Below are 18,913 nucleotides of genomic sequence, written 5' to 3'. Positions count from 1 at the left end.
GTCGCCCCCACTCGGCACGATAGCGCCGCGCGGCGAACGGGGCCCTCGGAACGTCGAGTTCGAAGGGGCCGGGGCACACGTCCCGCCCCGCGCGGGCACACGTCCTGCCCCGCTCGGGCACACGCTGCGCGGCACTCGGGCACGCTCCCCGTCCCGCTCCCCCATCCCCCTCCCCGACATCTATCAATCACCTGTCACATGTGAAATATTACTCCCGCTCTGATCAACCCAACCGGCCGGAACCTCCAGAAAGGCCCGCTACGTTGCGCAGACTCGCTGCGGTGGGAGCGGCGATATCCCTCGCCCTCCTCGCCGCCCCCGCGCTCGCCGCCACCGCACCCCCGGCCCCGGCGCCGACGCCGACGCCCGCCGGGCAGCAGCAGACCGATCGGGCCGCCCCGCCGCCCGCACCCCTGGAGCTCCAGCGGCAGGCCCTGCGCCGCCAGGCCCTCGAAGAGGTGGCCGCAGGCCGTCCCGGCGGCCTGCGCGCCGGGACCGACGGCAGGCTGCCGCGCCAGGCCAAGATCGGCAAGCGGTACGTCGAACTGGCCCAGGAGCGCAAGGACAAGGTCTTCGTGATCCTCGCCGAGTTCGGCGACCAGGTGGACAACACCACGGAGTTCGAGGGCAAGCCGCGCTTCGGCGGCACCCCGGGCCCTGCGCACAACACGATCGGCAAGCCCGCCGCGGACGACAACCACACCCTGTGGCGCAAGGACTTCGACCGGTCCTTCTACGAGAAGCAGTTCTTCTCCACCGACCCGCAGTCGGCATCCCTGCGCGCCTACTACCGGCTCCAGTCCTCCGGCCGGTACGACATGGACGGCACGGTGACCGACTGGGTCAAACTCCCCTGGAACGAAGCCCGTTACGGCACCGACAACTGCTCCGAGTCCGGCCAGTGCCGGACCAACTGGGACATGATCCGGGACGCCACGGACTCCTGGTACAAGTCCGAGCGCGCGAAGGGCCGTACGGCCGAACAGATCAAGGCGCAGCTCGCCGAGTACGACGTGTGGGACCGCTACGACGCCGACCACGACGGGAACTTCGACGAGCCGGACGGCTACCTCGACCACCTCGTCGTCGTCCACGCGGGCAAGGACGGCACCTGGGGCGGCGGCGCGCAGGGCAAGGACGCCGTGTGGGCGCACCGCTGGTTCGCCTACTGGAACCAGGCCGGCAGCGCGGGCCCGGAGGGCAACAAGGCGGGCGGCACCCCGGTCGGCGACACCGGCATCTGGGCCGGTGACTACCTGACCGGCGGGGAGAACAGCGGCGCGGGCCTCTTCGCGCACGAGTTCGGGCACGATCTGGGCCTGCCGGACCTGTACAGCTCGGACGGGGACAACAGCGTCAACTTCTGGTCGCTGATGTCCTCGGCGTCCTACCTGGGCAGGGGCCGCAACTCCACGGGCGAGTTCCCGGGCGACCTCGACCCGTGGAGCAAGCTGCAGTTGGGCTGGCTCCGGTACACGGAGGCCGACGCGGGCCGCACGACGCGGGCGACGCTGGGGGTGTCCGGCTACAACACCGAGGAGCCGCAGGCCCTGCTGGTGCACCTGCCGCCGTCCGCGACCACCACCGAGCTGGTCGACCCGTACGAGGGCGCCAGCCAGTGGTGGAGCGGTACGGGCGACTTCATGGACAACACCCTGACGCGCCCCGTCGACCTCACGGGGGTCGCGGCCGGGACACCGGCCCGCCTGGACGCCCGCCTCTGGTACGACATCGAGCAGGACTTCGACTACCTGACGGTGGAGGCCTCCACGGACGGCGGGGCCGGCTGGACGGCGCTGCCGGGCACGGTGGACGCCACGCCGATCGGGGCGAAGGGGATTTCCGGCACCTCGGCGGGCTGGACGCAGCTCTCGGTCCCGCTCGGCCAATTCGCGGGCAAGTCGGTCCAGTTGCGGCTGCGCGTCACCTCCGACAGCAACACCCACGGCAAGGGCGTCACCTTCGACGACCTCCGCGTCACGGCGGGCGACGACGGCCGGGTGCTGCTGCGCGACGGGGCGGAGCAGGGCGCGAACGGCTGGACGGCGGTCAAGTGGTCCCGTACGCAGGGCCGTACGGGCAGCGAGCAGCACCCGCGGGCGTACTTCGTGGAGAACCGCCGCTACACCGGCTACGGCAGCCTGCTGCGGACGGGGCCGTACAACTTCGGCTTCACGGGCGACAAGGTGGAGTTCTACCCGTACCAGCAGGGCGTGCTGATCTGGCTCTGGGACACGGCGTACAGCGACAACACCACCAAGGCGCACCCCGGCGGCGGCATGCTGCTGCCCGTCGACTCCCGTCCGGCGCCGCTGACCCATGCGGACGGCACGCTGCTCAACGCGCGTGCGCAGACCTTCGACGCGCCCTTCTCCCTCGGGAGGAGCGACCGGATCGTCCTGCACAAGGCGGGCGTCCCGACCGTGATCCCGGCCCGGAGCGGCGTACCGGTCTTCGACGACCGCCACGGGACGTACTGGAACGCGGAGCTGCCGCAGCTCGGGGTCAAGGTGCCGGACACCGGGACCCGGCTCACGGTGGTGAAGGAGGCCGCGGGCGGCGCCCTGACGACGGTACAGCTCACCCCATCGAAGTGACCTGCCGAAGCTGAACGCGCGCCCGGCCGGACCGGCGGAAACCCGCCGGCCCGGCCGGGAAGTGCACGGCGATCACGCGAGGGCCCTAGGCGCTGCGGCGCGCCCCCCGCTCTGCGGGCGGGCGGTGGTGCGGCGGGTAGGCGGTGGCTTCCGGGGTGTCCGGGAGGCGCGGCTTGGACAGGACGCGGACCATCGTGACCGGGTCCATGAGGATGCCCGGCGGGCGGGTCAGCGAGAGCACCCCGAAGAAGCGGGCGGCGATCGCCGGGTCGGTGTTGGCGCCCGCCATCACCCGGGCCATGTAGCGCTGCAGGATCCGCGTGGCCCGGTCCGGCGGGGGGCCTTCCGTGACCGCGTACCGCATGTCCTCGCTGGTGGCGATCTGCCAGGGCACGGCCACCACGGCGGTGGTCCGGCGCTGGATCCTGCGGGAGGCCGCGGCGATCTGCTCCGGACCCAGCGTGCGGATCTCCTTGGCCAGCGCCTCCGCGGCGAGCGCGGCGACCGTCATCCCGTGCCCGTACACGGGGTTGAACCGGCAGGCGGCGTCGCCGAGGACCACGAAGCCGGCCGGCCAGCGCTCCAGGCGTTCGTAGTGGCGCCATTCGTTCGCCGTGTTCCGGAAGGCGGTGGGCGCGGACAGCGGGACCGCGTCCCGGATGGCGTCGTACAGGGCCGGACTGCGCAGGCTCTGCGCGAACGGGAGGAACTCCTCCTCCCGCACGGGCGGGGCGTGTTCGCCGTTGCCGACGAGGGTCACCAGCCAGCGGTTCCCGTCCAGCGGCATCAGCACGCCGCCGCGCGGAAGGTCCGGCCGGCCCTGAACGTACAAGCCCTGCCAGCTCCGGTCCGGATCGTCCGGCATCTCGAAGTAGCGGCTGGAATACCCGAGATGGGAGTCGTAGCGGGTGACCGCCGGCGCCGGGTGGCCGATGTCCGTGAGCCAGGCGGGGGCCTTCGAGGTGCGGCCGGTCGCATCGACGACGAGCCGTGCGGCCAGCTCCTCACCGTCGCGCAGTCGCACGCCGCTCACCGTGCGGCCGTCCGCCCCGGCCACGAGTCCGGCGACCGTCGCACCGCCCCGGATCCGCACACGGGGGTTGCGCAGGACCTCCCCGCGCACCGTCCGGTCGAGCAGCTCCCGGCTCGCGAGGAGGACCTTGGCCCCCGGCACCGGTCCGAACCAGTCGGCCGGGCTCAGCCAGAGGAAGTCGCGCGGCGATTCGGCCAGGACCGCCCCCGCGGCCAGCAGCTTGCCGGTGGTGCCCGGCAGCATCCGCTCGATCAGCTCCACGCCCCGCGCCCACAGCACGTGCGTATGCCGCGACTGGGGTATTCCGTGCCTGAACACCGGCTCTCCCTGCGGCAGTTCGTCCCGCTCGATCACGGTGACCCGGGAGAACCGCATCGCGAGCACCCGCGCGGCCAGCAGTCCGGCCATGCCCGCGCCGAGGACCACGGCATGGTCCCCGGCGCGGTCCTCGGCTTGATCCCCGGCGTGCGGTCCGGTGGTACGTAGGTGGTTGTCCGTTGCGTCGTCGTCCATGCCGCCGAGTGTGACGGAGGCCGGGGAGCCCTGGTCAGGGCCCGGACGGGGCGCCCGGAGGCTCGACGGGGGCGGACGGGCTCATACCGGGGCGCGCCCCCGCCGGGACCTCCGTGCGGACCTTCATCGGGGTCAGGGACAGAGGGCGGTCCAGGTGACCTTCACATACCCTCCGTCGTCGCCTCGGAACTCGCTCGTACGGGTGCCCGGCCGGTCGGTGTACGGATCCCAGGCCACCGTGCCCCGGGCGACCAGGTCGTCGGCCGAGGAGGCGTCGTAGTCCCAGAGGAAGACGCCGATCTCGAACGGGCCGGGACCGTACGTGGTCCCCGAGCCGACGCGCTGGTAGAAGTACGGGTCCGGGTCGGTGCGGTTGCCCTGGTTGGGGAAGGTCGACGGGTCGGAGCCGGAGCGCGACCAGACGGGGGTGCGCACACCGTCGCCGGTCCGGACCGCGATGTCCCCGTAGAGCGCGGGACGGGTCGTGCCGTCGTCGAAGTAGGTCAGTTCCGCCTGGTCCACGCGGACCCGGCAGGCGGGGACGCCCTGCACCGGGGTGACGGTGTAGGTGACGGAGACCTCGCCGCCGTCCACGCCGGACATCCTGGCGGCGAACCGGCCGAAGCCGAGCGCCGGGTCCCAGTGGACCCGGCCGGCGGCCATCACGTCGTCGTTGTTCCCGGCGCTGTAGTCGGCGTCGGTGAGGTAGGCGGTGACGGTCGCCCGGCCGTTGAAGACCTGGCTCCGGGCTGCGTCATCGAGCCCGAACCAGGGGTCGTGGTCGGGAAAGGCGGTGGCGCCGGACCGGTCGCGGTGCCAGAGGGAGCGGGCGGTCCCGTCGGTGGTCAGCGTGAGCCCGTCGTACAGCTCGGGCCCGCTCTCGCCGCTGGAGGTAAACCGGGCCGAGTCGACGGTGATCCGGAACGGCCCGCCCTTCAGCTCCACTTCGCTCACCGGATCCTTGGAGAGCTCGGCGACGATCTGGCGCCGCACCCAGTCGTTGCCGAGCAGTCCGTAGTGCGAGGGGCAGCCGCTGTCGCCCACCGGCAGGACGTGGTTGACGGCTCCCGCCAGCTCGGTGGAACGCGGGGCGCGGCTGTCGCCGGGCGGGATCTGCTGGTCGCAGGTGGAGCTGATGGTGGTGTAGCGGGTGGCGCCCGGGGTTTCGTCGCCCGCGTTGAGGGAGGTCAGGAAGGGACTGCCGGGGGTCATGTCCGCGAGCGAGGCCGCGTGGATGTCGCAGAAGGTCGCGAAGGGCCCGCACGGGGCGGCGTCCCCCGCCCCGTGATTGGGCCCGCCGAGCGAGACCCAGGCGCGGACCCGGGAACTCCCGCCGTCCTTGAGGTACTTGCGCGTCAGTAGCGATCCCATGCTGTGGGCGACCACGTCGACGGGGCGGCTGCCGAACCGTTCGGCGAGGAAGGCGCCGAAGCGGGCGGCGTTGGAGTCGTTGGTGGCGGCCCAGTCGTAGCCGAATTCGGCGAGGTCACTGGCGAGCCACCCCTGGGTGAGCAGATGGTCCTCCAGCCCGTCGAGGGAGGCCGCGGTGTCCCCGAAGCCGTGGACGAGAACGACCGGCGTACGCTGCTGCGCGCGGGCGGCGGCCTCCGCGGAATCCGCGGCCCGCGCCGTCGGGGCGGTGAGCAGGGCCGCGACGAGCGCCGCGACGGTGGCGACGAGCACCGAGAACAGCAGGGGAACGGGCAGGACGGATCTGCGCATGGCTCTCCCAGGGGATGCGGCGGGATGCGGCGGAATGCGGCCCGACAGCCTGAAGTGACTGGCGAGTAGCAAGCTAACCCCCGGGGATTCAGCGCGATAGAGACGCGTACGAGACTCCGGTGAGCTTTTCGGAGGCGGCCCAGAGCCGTTCGCCGGACTTGTCGTCCAGGGTCCATTTCGCCCGCCAGGAACGGTGCGGCGCGCCGCGAACGCTGAACCGCGGCCCGATGAACTCGTCCGGCCGGACCCCGGGCGCGGTGGCCGCGTACAGGGTGGGCAGCGCGCCGGAGGCCGCGGACTGGGCGATGATCCCGTTGCCGATGGCGACGCCGAGGCCGTTGGCGGCGACGGCGAGCCGCGATCCGAGGCCGGTGCCAGCCTGCGGGGCCGCCGCGACGTGCAGGTTGGTGGAGGAGTAGCCGGGGTGGGCGGCGGCCGCGACGATCCCGGACCCGGCGGTCGCGAGGCGCCGGGCGAGCTCGTGGGTGAAGAGCAGGTTCGCGGTCTTGGAACGGCCGTAGGCGATCCAACGCCTATACCCCCGCTCGCTGTTGAGATCCTCATGGTCCACGTCCCCGAAGACGTGGAAGCCGCTGGAGAGACTGACGATCCGGGCTCCGGGCGGGGCGGCGAGGAGGTGGGGCAGGAGCAGTCCGGTGAGGGCGAAGTGCCCGAGGTGGTTGACCCCGAACTGCGTCTCGAACCCGTCGGCGGTGCGGCCGTACGGCAGGGCCATCACGCCGGCGTTGTTGACGAGGAGGTCGAGGGTGGTGCCGTGGCGGCGCCCGTACGCGTCCGCGAACTCCCTTACGGAGGCGAGATCGGCGAGGTCGAGTTCCATGAACTCCACCTCGGCACCGGGCACTTCGCCGCGCAGCGCGACCTCGGCGGCACGGCCGCGGGAGCCGCTCCTACACGCGAGCACGACCGAGGCGCCGCGGCGGGCGAGTTCCCTGGCGGCCGCGTAGCCGATCCCACTGTTGCCTCCGGTGACGACGGCCGTCCGACCGCTCTGATCCGGTATCCGGTCGGCCTTCCAGCCCGCCATGGCAGCTCCTCCCCTCCCGGGAACCCCACGGCCCACCGGCCCCCGCACCCTACTGCGGGAGCCCCACCCACAACACGCCTCCGGAGCCCCTCGAGCCGAAGCTCCCCCGAAGGCCCTGTGCCCACCGCTGCGCGGGGGCGGAGCTCCCCGGAACCCGGCCCCGGGCACCCTGTGCCCACCGCTGCGCGGGCCGGAGTTCCCCTACCCGCCCTTCCACCGTTCCCAGGGCCAGCCCTGCCCCGGTCCTCAAACGCCGGACGGGCTGGAAGGGCCCCGGGCTGCGCCCGGACCCCCTGGGGCTCCGCCCCAGACCCCGCGCCTCAAACGCCGGCGAGGCTGGATTTGGCCGACCCCCGATTGCCCGCAGGGCAATTCCAGCCCCTCCGGCGTTTGAGGAGCGGGGGTTCCGGGGGCTGGCCCCCGGCAACGGCGTCGCACGCGGCAACGGGTCCGGGGCGGAGCCCCGGGGAACGGGCGAAGGGTGGGTAGGGGAACTCCGCCCCGCCGGGCAGACCCGCGCGGACAGGGCCAGCACCGGGCGAACACCAGCCGCCGCTGGCCCGTGAGGTCCCAGGTCCCGGGGCCGGGCTGGGCCAGGGCCGGGCCCGCGGCCCAAGGCGGGCCCGACCGGGCCAGGGCCTACCCAGGGCCGGGCCCCGCCCCAGGCCGGCCCCGGGCCCCGCCCGTCGGGGGCGCGGGGCCCGCCCGCCGGGTGTGGGGGGCGGGAGCAGTAGGCTGCGGGTCCACCCGCTTCCGTACCCCGAGGTCCACCCAGTGAGCTCCGCACCGCCCCCCACCCCCGTGTCGGTCGTCGGCCTCGGCGCCGACGGCTGGGACGGGCTCACCGCCCCCGCGCGGGCCGCGCTGGCCGGGGCCGAGGTGCTGATCGGCGGGCCCCGGCAGCTGGACCTGCTCCCGCCCGGGGAATGCGGCGGCACCCGCGTGGCGTGGCCCAGCCCGCTGCGCCCGGCCGTGCCGAAGTTGATGGCCGAGCACGCGGGCCGCCGCATCGCGGTGCTGGCCAGCGGCGACCCGATGTTCTACGGGATCGGCCGCGCCCTGTCCGAGGAGCTCGGACCCGACACCCTGCACGTCGTCCCGCACCCCTCCTCCGTGTCCTACGCCTGCGCCCGCCTCGGCTGGCCGGTGGAGGACACCGAGGTGGTCACGGTGGTCGGCCGTCCGGTGGCCCGGCTCGCGGCCGCGCTGTACGAGGGCCGCCGGGTGCTGGTGCTGAGCGCCGGAGCAGTGACCCCGAACAAGATCGCTGCTCTGCTTCGAGAGCGGGGCTTCGGCCCCAGCCGGATGCGCGTCCTGGAACAGCTCGGCTCCGAGCACGAGGACACGTACGAGGGCCTCGCCCAGAGCTGGGAACACCCGCCCGGCGACCCCCTCAACGTCGTCGCCGTCGACTGCCGCCGCGACCCCCGCACCGAGGCCCCCCGGCTCGGCGCGACCCCCGGCCTGCCCGACACCGCCTACGAGCACGACGGCCAGCTCACCAAGCGGCACGTCCGCGCCGCCACCCTGTGCGCCCTCGCCCCCGCCCCCGGTGAACTCCTGTGGGACATCGGCGGCGGCTCCGGCTCCATCGGGATCGAGTGGATGCGCACGCACCCGTCCTGCCGGGCGGTGACCGTGGAGCGGGTGACGGAGCGGGCCGCGCGGATCACCCGTAACGCGGCCGCGCTCGGCGTCCCCGGCCTGCGCGTGGTCACCGGCTCCGCCCCCGATGCGCTCGCCGGACTGCCCGCCCCCGACGCGGTGTTCATCGGCGGCGGCCTGACCGCGCCGGGCCTGCTCGACGCGGCCTGGGAAGCACTGGCTCCCGGCGGCCGGCTCGTGGTCAACACCGTCACCCTGGAGTCGGAGGCGGTCCTCGCCGACCGCTACCGCCGCCACGGCGGCGAACTGGTCAAACTGGCCGTCGCGCACGCCGTACCGGTCGGCGGTTTCACGGGCTGGCGCCAGGCGATGCCCGTCACCCAGTGGACGGTCACCAAGCCGTACCCGTCCCACCCGCACTCCCAGTCCGACCAGTCCGACCAGCCCGACCCCGAAATGGTGGATCAGACGATATGACCGTGTACTTCATCGGTGCGGGCCCCGGGGCCGCCGACCTGATCACGGTGCGCGGCGCCCGGACGCTGGCCGCCGCCCCCGTCTGCCTGTACGCGGGCAGCCTGGTCCCGCGCGAGCTGCTCGCCGAATGCCCGCCGGACGCCCGTCTCGTCGACACCGCGCAGCTGAACCTGGACGAGATCATCGCCGAGTGCGTACGCGCGCACGCGGCCGGCCAGGACGTGGCCCGGCTCCACTCCGGCGACCCGTCCGTCTTCAGCGCCGTCGCGGAGCAGATGCGGCGGCTCGACGCGGCCGGCATCCCGTACGAGGTCGTCCCCGGCGTCCCCGCCTTCGCCGCGGCGGCCGCCGCGCTGAAGCGGGAGCTGACCGTCCCCACCGTCGGCCAGACCGTGATCCTGACCCGGATCTCCCAGCAGGCCACGCCGATGCCGCCCGGCGAGGACCTCGCCACGCTGGGGCGCAGCGGCGCGCTCCTCGTCCTCCACCTGGCCACCCGCTACGTGGACCGGGTCGTGGACGAACTCCTGCCGCACTACGGGGCCGAGTGCCCGGCGGCGGTGGTCGCGATGGCCAGCCGCCCCGACGAGCTGATCCTGCGCGGGACGCTGGCCGACATCGCCGCCCAGGTGAAGGAGGCGGGGCTGGTCCGCACGGCCGTCATCCTGGTGGGCCGCACCCTGGGCGCCGAGCAGTTCCGCGACAGCCACCTGTACTCCGCCGAGCGCGACCGGCATGCCTGCTGATCCGGCCGGCCCGGGTCCGCACGTCCTGATCCTCGGCGGCACCACCGAGGCCCGCCGCCTCGCGGAGGCGCTGGCCGCCGCCCCGGACTTCCCCCGGGTGACCACCTCTCTGGCCGGCCGGGTCGCCGCTCCGGTGCTCCCGCCCGGCGAGACCCGGATCGGCGGCTTCGGCGGTCCGGACGGGCTGGCGGTCTGGATCGGCGCCCACGGGGTCACGCACCTGGTCGACGCCACGCATCCCTTCGCGGAGCGGATGAGCTTCAACGCGGCTGCGGCGGCCGCCCTTTCGGGCGTGCCGCTGCTCGCGCTGCGCCGCCCCGGCTGGACCCCGGGCCCGGGGGACGACTGGCATTTCGCGGACTCCCTCGGCGAGGCGGCCGCCCTGCTGCCGGGCCTCGGCACCCGGGCCTTCCTGACCACCGGCCGGATGGGCCTGCACAGCTTCGCGCACCTCACGGAGCCCTGGTTCCTGGTGCGTTCGGTGGATCCCCCCTCCTCGCCCGCCCCGCCGCGCCTCGAAGTCCTGCTCGCCCGGGGCCCGTTCACCCTGGCCGACGAACGGGACCTGCTGGCCCGCCACCGCATCGACCTCCTGGTCACCAAGGACAGCGGCGGCTCGGCCACCGCCCCCAAGCTCACGGCCGCGCGCGAGGCGGGCATCCCGGTCCTCGTCGTCCGCCGCCCGGGGGTCCCGGAGGGCGTACGGGAGACTCCGTCGGTCGGCGAAGTCATGGACTGGCTGTCCGACTGAGGCCGGCGGCACGCGGCCCGGCCCCGGCTGCGGGCATTCCGCTGCGCGGGGCGGAGTCCCCTACCCGCCCTTCCACCGTTCCCAGGGCCGGCCCTGCCCCGGTCCTCAAGCGCCGGACGGGCTGGGAGGGGTACCGGGCTGCGCCCGGACCCCCTGGGGCTCCGCCCCAGACCCCGGTCCTCAAACGCCGGACGGCTGAAAAGCCCCTGGGGCTCCGCCCCGCACCCCCGCTCCTCAAACGCCGGCGAGGCTGGAATTGGCCGACGCAGCCCATCACGTACGCGCAACGCACCGTGCCCCTCCGGGCAATCCAGCCCCGCCAGGCGGAAATCCAGCCCCTCCGGCGTTTGAGGAGCGGGGGTGCGGGGGCTGGCCCCCGCAAACGGCGCCGCACCCGGCAACGGGTCCGGGGCGGAGCCCCGGGGAACGGGCGAAGGGCGGGTAGGGGACCCAGCCCCGCAGGGCCGAACCACCCGCACCCGCCCACCCTCCGACACAGGAGGGAGCCCGGCGCGGCAAACCGCCCGGACCCCCTCACCTCGTCAGCCGTAGCGCCGCGGCGTCCACGTCACGCGGGACCCGTCGGGCCGCTCGGTCACCTGGGTCTGGGAGGAGCCGATCAGCAGGATCGTCCGCATGTCCACCTCGGACGGCTCCAGTTCGGCCAGCGTGACGATCCGGACCGACTGCTCCGGGCCGCCCACGTCGCGCGCCACGACCACCGGGGTCTGCGGTGCGCGCAGCTCCAGGAGCAGTTCGCGGGCCTGCGCCACCTGCCAGGTCCGACTGCGGGAGCCCGGGTTGTACAGGGCCAGGACGAGATCGGCCGCGGCGGCCGCGCGCAGCCGCTCCGCGATGACCTCCCAGGGCTTGAGCCGGTCGGAGAGGGAGATGGTGGCGTAGTCGTGGCCGAGCGGGGCTCCGGCCGCGGCGGCCGCCGCGTTGGCGGCCGTCACCCCGGGCAGTACCCGTACGGGCACGTCCTCGTACTCGGGCTGCCCCGCGACCTCCAGGACCGCGGTGGCCATGGCGAAGACCCCGGGGTCGCCGCCGGAGACCACGGCCACCCGCTTGCCGCGCCGGGCGAGGTCGAGCGCGAACTCGGCGCGCTCCGACTCGACCTTGTTGTCCGAGCCGTGCCGGATCTGGCCCGGCTTGACCGGGACCCGGTCCAGGTAGGTCGTGTACCCGACCAGCACCTCGGCGTCGGCCAGCACCCGCCGCGTCTCGGCGGTCAGCCACAGCGGCCCGGCCGGGCCGGTGCCGACCACGGCGACCTCTCCGGGTCCGGACGGCACGCTGCCCGGGTTCCCGATCCGGCTGGGCAGCACGGCGACGGCGAAGTAGGGGACGGAGTCGGGGTCGGTGTCCGCCAGGACGCCGGTCCGCTCCCCCTCCATCGTGGCGCGCTCCACGTAGCGCGCCTCGGCGAGCCGGCCGCTGTTCTCCATGGCCCGCCGTATGGCGGGGAAGGTGCGGCCGAGCTTCATCACGACCGCCGAGTCGGTGGCGGCGAGGCGGGCCGTGAGCTCCTCCTCGGAGAGGGTGCCGGGCAGGATCGTCAGCACCTCCTCACCCTCGACGAGCGGGGTGCCGAGCCGGGCGGCGGCGGCGCTCACCGAGGTCACCCCGGGGATCACCTCGGTCTCGTACCGGCCGGAGAGCCGCTTGTGCATGTGCATGTACGAGCTGTAGAAGAGCGGGTCGCCCTCCGCGAGCACGGCGACGGTCCGGCCGGCGTCCAGGTGGACGGCGAGCCGGGCGGCGGAGACCTCGTAGAACTCCTCCATCGCGCCCTGGTAGCCGCCGGGGTGGTCGGTGGTCTCGGTGGTGACCGGGTAGACCAGCGGCTCCTCGATGTGGTCGGAGCGCAGGTGCTTCGCGGCGATGGAGCGGGCGATCGAGCGGCCGTGGCGGGCGGAGTGGTACGCGACCACGTCGGCCTCCGCGATCACCTCGACGGCGCGCAGCGTCATCAGCGAGGGGTCGCCGGGCCCGAGCCCGACCCCGTACAGGCGTCCTGGAACAGTGCGGTCGGTGCTCATTCGGCCACGCTCGCGATGGCGTTGACGGCGGCCGCGGCCATGGCACTGCCGCCGCGCCGGCCACGGACGATCAAGTGGTCGAGTGCGGAGGGGTGTTCGGCGAGGGCGTCCTTGGACTCCGCGGCGCCGATGAACCCGACGGGGACCCCGATGACCGCGGCGGGGCGCGGGGCGCCCTCCTCGATCATCTCCAGCAGCCGGAAGAGCGCGGTCGGCGCGTTCCCGACGGCGATCACCGAACCCTCCAGCAGGCCCCGGTCCCGCCAGACTTCGAGGGCGGCGGCGCTGCGCGTCGTGCCCATCTTCGCGGCGAGCTCCGGCACGGCCGGGTCGGAGAGGGTGCAGATCACCTGGTTGTCGGCGGGCAGCCGCTTGCGGGTGACCCCGCTGGCGACCATCTGCACGTCGCACAGGATCGGCGCACCCGCCTCCAGGGCGGCGCGCGCCCGCAGGACGACCTCGGGCGAGTAGCCCAGGTCCCGGGTCAGGTCGGTCATGCCGCAGGCGTGAATCATGCGCACCGCGACCTGGGCGACCGAGGCGGGCAGCCCGGAAAGGTCCGCCTCGGCGCGGATCGTGGCAAAGGACTGGCGGTAGATCTCGGCGCCGTCCTTCTCGTACTCGAACACGGTGTACTCGCTCATTTCTTCACTGCGTCTTCGGACACTCGGGGTTGGCTGCGCGCGTCGGCGACGGCCTGGGCAAGTTCGTGGGAGGGCACCGGGCGACCGTCGAGGCGGTACCCGTCGGGGGTGGCGACGAGGTCGACCCAGGCGGTGCCGCGCGGATGTCCGCACCGGCGCTCGCATCCGGACCAGTGCACGGCCGCTCCGGCGGGCCCGGCCGACGCCCCGCCGCCCGCGGCCCCGCCGTCCGCGGCCCCGCCGCCCGCGGCCACGACGGCCCGCGCGTCGGCGCGTACGTCGGACAGCGCCTTGGCGCAACCCGGCTGCCCGGTACAGGCGGTGACGGACTCCCAGGGGCCGTCGGGCGCGACGGACAGCCCGGCGGCCACGAGCTGGGCGTAGCCGTCGACCGGCCGCCGGGTGCTCGCGCGGGGCAGCACGATGCTCCGCCAGGGGGTGATCCGCAGCTCGCCGTCGCCTGCGACGCGCACCAGGAGCCTCCACTGGTCCGCGGTGAGCCGGCCGAGCGGCGGCAGGACGCACAGCGGCGTGCGGTCACTGGTGCCGGGGCCCCACGGCTTGGGCGGCGGGGCGTACGGCCAGGCCACCTCGGGAACGAGGTCCGCGGCGATGCCGGCCGCCCCGAGGCGAGATGCGAGCTCCGCGTCCTCCAGGGCGTGTCCGGCGGGCAGTTCGGACACCCGCCAGGCGCGGGTGCCGGCGGCGTCCGCGGAGTCGAGGAAGTACTCGGCCGCGAGCAGCGCCGCCCGGGGTGCGTCGGCGGCGTCCACCGCCACGGCGCCCGGGGCCGCGCCGAGCCGGACCAGTGCCCGGCCCCGCGGTGCGCCGAGCAGGGTGACATCGGGGTCGAGCGCGGCGACGTCCCCGCGCCCGTCGTCGACGGCGAACAGGAACCGTCCGGACAGGGCCGTCGCGCGGGTGCTCGCGCACAGCAGCCGGTCCAATTCCCCGACCCAGGGGGTCACATGGGGCCGCTCGGAGCCCAGGATCCCGGACAGCGGGGTCGCCACGATGTTCCGTACCCGCTCGTGGCCGGGGGCGGGCAGCAGTCCGGCCCCGTCCAGCAGCTCCGCCAGCCCCGCGCCGCACCCTTCGGCGAGCCCGCGCAGCTGCACGTTCCCGCGCGAGGTGAGCTCCAGGTGCCCGTCCCCGAACCGGTCGGCGGCCAGGGCCAGCACCGAGGCCTGCCGGGCGGTGAGCAGACCCCCCGGGATCCGGACCCGCGCCAGGTACCCGTCGTCGGCGGCATGCAGGCGCAGCGCGCCGGGGCAGGCGTCGCCGCGATCCCGTATGACGGGTTCGTCCCGCGCTGCGGCGGAGGGGGGCGTGGGCATGGCGGCGAGCATACCCACGATTCTGCGCCCGCCCCCTGTGGCCCACACCACCCCGTTCCAGCCTGACGGCTGCCCGAATCCAGCCCAAGGCCCGCCTCCACGGCAACCGTCCGGGCCCGCCCGAACCCTCCGGGCCCCGCCCGAACCTCCGGACTGCCCGGCCCCGCCCGGACCCCCGCGTGCCGCTGCGCGGGGCAAAGTCCCCTACCCGCCCTTCCACCGTTCCCCGGGCGCCGCCCGGACCCGCGCCTCAAACGCCGGCGGGGCTGGGTGTGTCCCCGGGCGCTGCCCGGACCCCGGTCCTCAAACGCCGGACGGGCTGGAGAAGTCCCGGGCTGCGCCCGGACCCCCTGGGGCTCCGCCCCAGACCCCGCGCCTCAAACGCCGGCGAGGCTGGATGCAGCCGACCTCAGTCCGCACGTGACCGTCAACCTGTGGGGAAAATCCAGCCCCTCCGGCGTTTGAGGAGCGGGGGTCCGGGGGCGGCGCCCCCGGCAACGGGGCCGCACCCGGGGCTCCCGTGGCCCCCGGAGGGCCCCCGCTCCCGGCCAGGGACCCTGCCCCCTAGGATGAGTCCAAGGCGGCCAACAGGCCCGCCATCGCCGAGGACGGCGACATGGGAGGAAGCCCGGTGCGAATCCGGCGCGGTCCCGCCACTGTGAATCCGCGGCCCCGGCCCCGGATGAGTCAGGAACTCCCGTCGTCCTCACTGCCCGGGGCGCGGAAACCCCGAGGAAGGCCTGCCGCCGCATGATCCTGCTGCTGTCGACGTCCGACACCGATCTGCTCAGCGCCCGCGCAGCGAACGCCGGGGACGCTCCCGTCCCGTACCGGTTCGCGAACCCCTCCCGCCTTCCCCTGGACGACCTGCCCGGTCTCCTCGACGGCGTCACCCTGGTCGTCGTACGCCTCCTCGGCGGCCTCCGCGCCTGGCAGGACGGCCTCGACGTGCTCCTGGCCCCCGGCCAGACCCGCCCGGTGGTCGTGCTGACCGGTGAACAGGCCCCCGACGCCCAGCTGATGGAAGCCTCCACCGTCCCGATCGGCATCGCCGCCGAGGCGCACGGCTACCTCGCCCACGGCGGCCCGGCCAACCTGGACCAGCTCGCCCGCTTCCTCTCCGACACCGTGCTGCTCACCGGCCACGGTTTCGAGCCCCCGGCGGCCTCCCCCACGTGGGGCCCGCTGGAGCGCACGGCCGCAACCACCACGGGCCCCCGGATCGCGGTGCTCTACTACCGCGCGCACCAGATGAGCGGCAACACCGCCTTCGTGCACACCCTCTCCGAGGCGATCGAGGCCCACGGCGCCCAGGCGCTCCCCCTCTACGTCTCCTCCCTCCGCTCCCCGGAGCCGGAGCTGATCGAGCAGCTCGCGTCCGCCGACGCGATCGTCACCACGGTCCTCGCCGCCGGCGGCACCAAGCCCGCCACCGCCTCCGCCGGCGGTGACGACGAGTCCTGGGACGCCGGCGCCCTGGCCGCCCTCGGCGTGCCGATCCTGCAGGCCCTGTGCCTGACCGGCTCCCGGTCCGCCTGGGAGGACAACGACGAGGGCCTGTCCCCGCTCGACGCCGCCACCCAGGTCGCCGTGCCGGAGTTCGACGGCCGCCTGATCACCGTCCCGTTCTCCTTCAAGGAGCTGGACGAGGACGGGCTGCCCGCCTACGTCGCCGACGCCGAGCGGGCCGCCCGCGTGGCCGGCATCGCCGTGCGCCACGCGCGCCTGCGCCACATCGAGCGCCGCGACAAGAAGATCGCCCTGGTCCTCTCCGCGTACCCCACCAAGCACTCCCGCATCGGCAACGCGGTCGGCCTGGACACCCCGGCCAGCGCCGTGGAGCTGCTGCGCACGCTCATCGCGGGCGGGTACGACTTCGGTCCCGTCGAGGACGTCCCGGGCCTGGTCTCCGGCGACGGCGACGAGCTGATCCGCGCCCTGATCGAGGCCGGCGGCCACGACCAGGACTGGCTCACCGAGGAGCAGCTCGCCCGCAACCCGGTCCGGATCCCGGCGGCGGACTACAAGCGCTGGTTCGCCGAGCTCCCGGCCGATCTGCGCGACAGCGTCAACGAGCACTGGGGCGAGGCGCCCGGCAACATGTTCGTGGACCGCTCCGCGAACCCCGAGGGCGACATCGTGCTGGCCGCCCTGCGCCGCGGCAACCTCCTCATCCTCATCCAGCCGCCGCGCGGCTTCGGTGAGAACCCGATCGCGATCTACCACGACCCGGACCTGCCGCCCTCGCACCACTACCTGGCCGCGTACCGCTGGATCCAGGCCCGCGCCGAGGACGGCGGTTTCGGCGCCGACGCGATGATCCACCTGGGCAAGCACGGCAACCTGGAGTGGCTGCCGGGCAAGAACGCCGGCCTGTCGGCGTCCTGCGCCCCCGACGCCGCGCTCGGCGACCTGCCCCTCATCTACCCGTTCCTGGTCAACGACCCGGGCGAGGGCACCCAGGCCAAGCGCCGGGTGCACGCCACCCTGGTCGACCACCTGGTGCCGCCGATGGCGCGCGCGGAGTCGTACGGCGACATCGCGCGCCTGGAGCAGCACCTCGACGAGTACGCCCAGATCTCGGCGATGGACCCGGCGAAGCTGCCGGCCATCCGCGCGCAGATCTGGACCCTGATCCAGGCCGCGAAGCTGGACCACGACCTGGGTCTGGAGCAGCGCCCGGACGACGACGGCTTCGACGACTTCCTCCTGCACGTCGACGGCTGGCTGTGCGAGATCAAGGACGCCCAGATCCGCGACGGTCTGCACGTCCTGGGCGGCGCCCCGACCGGCGACGCCCGGGTCAACCTGGTCCTCGCCATCCTGCGCGCCCGCCAGATCTGGGGCGGTACGACGGCCCTGCCCGGTCTGCGCGAGGCGCTCGGGCTCGACGAGTCCGCGGCCACCCGCACCACCGCCGACGAGGCGGAGGAGACGGCCCGCGCGCTGGTCCAGGCGATGGAGGACGCGAACTGGGCCCCGGAGGCGGTGGCTTCCGTCGCCGCGGGCCACAACGCGGACGTGGCGGCCGTACTGGACTTCGCGGCCCGCGAGGTCGTCCCGCGCCTGGCCGGCACCACCGACGAGATCGCCCACGTGGTCAGCGCGCTGGACGGTTCCTTCGTCCCGGCGGGCCCGTCCGGCTCGCCGCTGCGCGGTCTGGTGAACGTGCTGCCGACCGGCCGCAACTTCTACTCGGTGGACCCGAAGGCCGTCCCCTCGCGCCTCGCGTGGGAGACCGGCCAGGCCCTGGCCGATTCCCTGCTGACCCGCTACCGCACGGACAACGGCGAATGGCCCGCGTCCGTCGGCCTGTCCCTGTGGGGCACGAGCGCGATGCGCACCTCGGGCGACGACGTGGCCGAGGCCATGGCGCTGCTCGGCGTCCGCCCGGTCTGGGACGAGGCCTCGCGCCGCGTCACCGGCCTGGAGCCGATCCCGCTCGCCGAGCTCGGCCGTCCGCGCATCGATGTGACCCTGCGCATCTCGGGCTTCTTCCGCGACGCGTTCCCGCACGTCATCGGCCTGCTGGACGATGCGGTACGGCTGGCGGCCTCGCTGGACGAGCCGGCCGAGGACAACTTCGTACGGGCCCACGCGCAGGCCGACCTGGCCGTGCACGGGGACGAGCGGCGGGCCACCACCCGCATCTTCGGCTCGCGCCCGGGCACGTACGGCGCGGGCATCCTGCAGCTGATCGACTCCCGCGACTGGCGCACCGACGCCGACCTCGCGGAGGTCTACACGGTGTGGGGCGGGTACGCGTACGGCCGGGGCCTGGAAGGGCGCGCGGCGCGCGAGGAGATGGAGACCGCCTACAAGCGGATCACGGTCGCGGCGAAGAACACCGACACCCGTGAGCACGACATCGCCGACTCCGACGACTACTTCCAGTACCACGGCGGCATGGTGGCCACCGTCCGCGCCCTGCGCGGCACGGCCCCCGAGGCGTACATCGGTGACTCGACCCGGCCCGAGACGGTCAAGACGCGCACGCTGGTCGAGGAGACCTCCCGCGTCTTCCGCGCCCGCGTCGTGAACCCGAAGTGGATCGAGGCGATGCGCCGCCACGGTTACAAGGGTGCGTTCGAGCTGGCGGCCACGGTCGACTACCTCTTCGGCTACGACGCCACGACCGGCGTGGTCGCCGACTGGATGTACGACAAGCTGACCGAGACGTACGTCCTGGACCCGGAGAACCGCGCCTTCCTGGAGGAGGCCAACCCCTGGGCCCTGCACGGGATCGCGGAGCGGCTGCTGGAGGCCGAGTCCCGCGGCATGTGGGAGAAGCCGGACCCGCAGGTCCTGGAGGCGCTGCGCCAGGTGTACCTGGACACGGAGGGCAACCTCGAAGGCGAAAGCGACTAACCGGGCACCGGCTGGATCAGACTGAGC

At 74.2% G+C, this 18,913-nt stretch carries 11 protein-coding genes and 1 riboswitch; of the genes, 5 read left to right on the top strand and 6 right to left on the bottom strand.

The window, feature by feature from the left end:
• Positions 1-281: 281 nt before the first annotated feature.
• Positions 282-2,597, top strand: a complete 2,316-nt coding sequence (locus ACFRU2_RS32485; RefSeq protein ID WP_382979013.1) for an immune inhibitor A domain-containing protein — start codon at positions 282-284, stop codon at positions 2,595-2,597.
• A gap of 85 nt (positions 2,598-2,682) precedes the next feature.
• On the opposite strand, the gene ACFRU2_RS32480 is transcribed toward ACFRU2_RS32485, so the two are convergent.
• From ACFRU2_RS32480 to ACFRU2_RS32470, 3 genes are all read right to left on the bottom strand, one after another.
• On the bottom strand, positions 2,683-4,143 hold the full coding sequence (locus ACFRU2_RS32480) for an FAD-dependent oxidoreductase (protein ID WP_382979010.1): 1,461 nt from the start codon (positions 4,141-4,143) through the stop codon (positions 2,683-2,685).
• A 132-nt stretch (positions 4,144-4,275) separates the two neighbouring features.
• Entirely contained in the window at positions 4,276-5,865 is a 1,590-nt protein-coding gene (locus tag ACFRU2_RS32475) for an esterase/lipase family protein (protein WP_382979007.1), read from the bottom strand.
• An 88-nt stretch (positions 5,866-5,953) separates the two neighbouring features.
• Positions 5,954-6,913: an oxidoreductase gene (locus tag ACFRU2_RS32470; RefSeq protein ID WP_382979004.1), complete on the bottom strand. Its 960-nt coding sequence runs from the start codon at positions 6,911-6,913 to the stop codon at positions 5,954-5,956.
• Between the two features lie 774 nt (positions 6,914-7,687).
• Here ACFRU2_RS32470 and cbiE point away from each other — a divergent pair.
• From cbiE to ACFRU2_RS32455, 3 genes are read left to right on the top strand one after another with little or no spacing between them, the layout of a single operon-like run.
• Positions 7,688-8,995: a precorrin-6y C5,15-methyltransferase (decarboxylating) subunit CbiE gene (cbiE, locus tag ACFRU2_RS32465; RefSeq protein ID WP_382979001.1), complete on the top strand. Its 1,308-nt coding sequence runs from the start codon at positions 7,688-7,690 to the stop codon at positions 8,993-8,995.
• Entirely contained in the window at positions 8,992-9,741 is a 750-nt protein-coding gene (gene cobM / locus ACFRU2_RS32460) for a precorrin-4 C(11)-methyltransferase (protein WP_382979000.1), read from the top strand. The genes cbiE and cobM overlap by 4 nt, the downstream gene beginning before the upstream one ends.
• Positions 9,731-10,492, top strand: coding sequence for a cobalt-precorrin-6A reductase (locus tag ACFRU2_RS32455; RefSeq protein ID WP_382978997.1), 762 nt, complete (start codon positions 9,731-9,733; stop codon positions 10,490-10,492). Before cobM ends, ACFRU2_RS32455 begins: the two co-directional genes overlap by 11 nt.
• Before the next feature lie 542 nt (positions 10,493-11,034).
• Here the strand turns inward: ACFRU2_RS32455 and ACFRU2_RS32450 are convergent.
• The 3 genes from ACFRU2_RS32450 to cobG are packed head-to-tail and all read right to left on the bottom strand — an operon-like array spanning position 11,035 to position 14,518.
• A complete protein-coding gene (locus ACFRU2_RS32450; protein ID WP_382978994.1) occupies positions 11,035-12,537 on the bottom strand; it encodes a precorrin-2 C(20)-methyltransferase in 1,503 nt (500 codons plus the stop codon).
• Positions 12,534-13,181: a precorrin-8X methylmutase gene (locus ACFRU2_RS32445; RefSeq protein ID WP_243338785.1), complete on the bottom strand. Its 648-nt coding sequence runs from the start codon at positions 13,179-13,181 to the stop codon at positions 12,534-12,536. Before ACFRU2_RS32445 ends, ACFRU2_RS32450 begins: the two co-directional genes overlap by 4 nt.
• On the bottom strand, positions 13,178-14,518 hold the full coding sequence (gene cobG, locus ACFRU2_RS32440; RefSeq protein ID WP_382978990.1) for a precorrin-3B synthase: 1,341 nt from the start codon (positions 14,516-14,518) through the stop codon (positions 13,178-13,180). The genes ACFRU2_RS32445 and cobG overlap by 4 nt, the downstream gene beginning before the upstream one ends.
• Positions 14,519-15,138: 620 nt before the next feature.
• A riboswitch (cobalamin riboswitch) is annotated at positions 15,139-15,215 on the top strand.
• 53 nt (positions 15,216-15,268) lie between these two features.
• On the opposite strand from cobG, the gene cobN reads away from it, so the two are divergent.
• The gene (gene cobN, locus ACFRU2_RS32435) at positions 15,269-18,886 is read left to right on the top strand and encodes a cobaltochelatase subunit CobN (protein WP_382978987.1); all 3,618 of its coding nucleotides are present in this window, start codon (positions 15,269-15,271) and stop codon (positions 18,884-18,886) included.
• Positions 18,887-18,913 lie beyond the last annotated feature (27 nt).

It is taken from the genome of Streptomyces sp. NPDC056883, from assembly GCF_042788835.1.
GTDB lineage: Bacteria > Actinomycetota > Actinomycetes > Streptomycetales > Streptomycetaceae > Streptomyces > Streptomyces stoeckheimensis.
Note: the sequence above shows the minus strand (reverse complement) of the source record. Positions and strands in the feature narration are given on the sequence as shown.

Excerpts from the sequence above, each read along its gene's own strand:
- ACFRU2_RS32480 (WP_382979010.1), bottom strand. The coding sequence starts at position 4,143 with ATGGACGACGACGCAACGGACAACCACCTACGTACCACCGGACCGCAC.
- ACFRU2_RS32450 (WP_382978994.1), bottom strand. The coding sequence starts at position 12,537 with ATGAGCACCGACCGCACTGTTCCAGGACGCCTGTACGGGGTCGGGCTC.
- cobG (WP_382978990.1), bottom strand. The coding sequence starts at position 14,518 with ATGCCCACGCCCCCCTCCGCCGCAGCGCGGGACGAACCCGTCATACGG.
- cobM (WP_382979000.1), top strand. The coding sequence starts at position 8,992 with ATGACCGTGTACTTCATCGGTGCGGGCCCCGGGGCCGCCGACCTGATC.
- ACFRU2_RS32475 (WP_382979007.1), bottom strand. The coding sequence starts at position 5,865 with ATGCGCAGATCCGTCCTGCCCGTTCCCCTGCTGTTCTCGGTGCTCGTC.
- ACFRU2_RS32470 (WP_382979004.1), bottom strand. The coding sequence starts at position 6,913 with ATGGCGGGCTGGAAGGCCGACCGGATACCGGATCAGAGCGGTCGGACG.
- ACFRU2_RS32455 (WP_382978997.1), top strand. The coding sequence starts at position 9,731 with ATGCCTGCTGATCCGGCCGGCCCGGGTCCGCACGTCCTGATCCTCGGC.
- ACFRU2_RS32445 (WP_243338785.1), bottom strand. The coding sequence starts at position 13,181 with ATGAGCGAGTACACCGTGTTCGAGTACGAGAAGGACGGCGCCGAGATC.
- cobN (WP_382978987.1), top strand. The coding sequence starts at position 15,269 with ATGATCCTGCTGCTGTCGACGTCCGACACCGATCTGCTCAGCGCCCGC.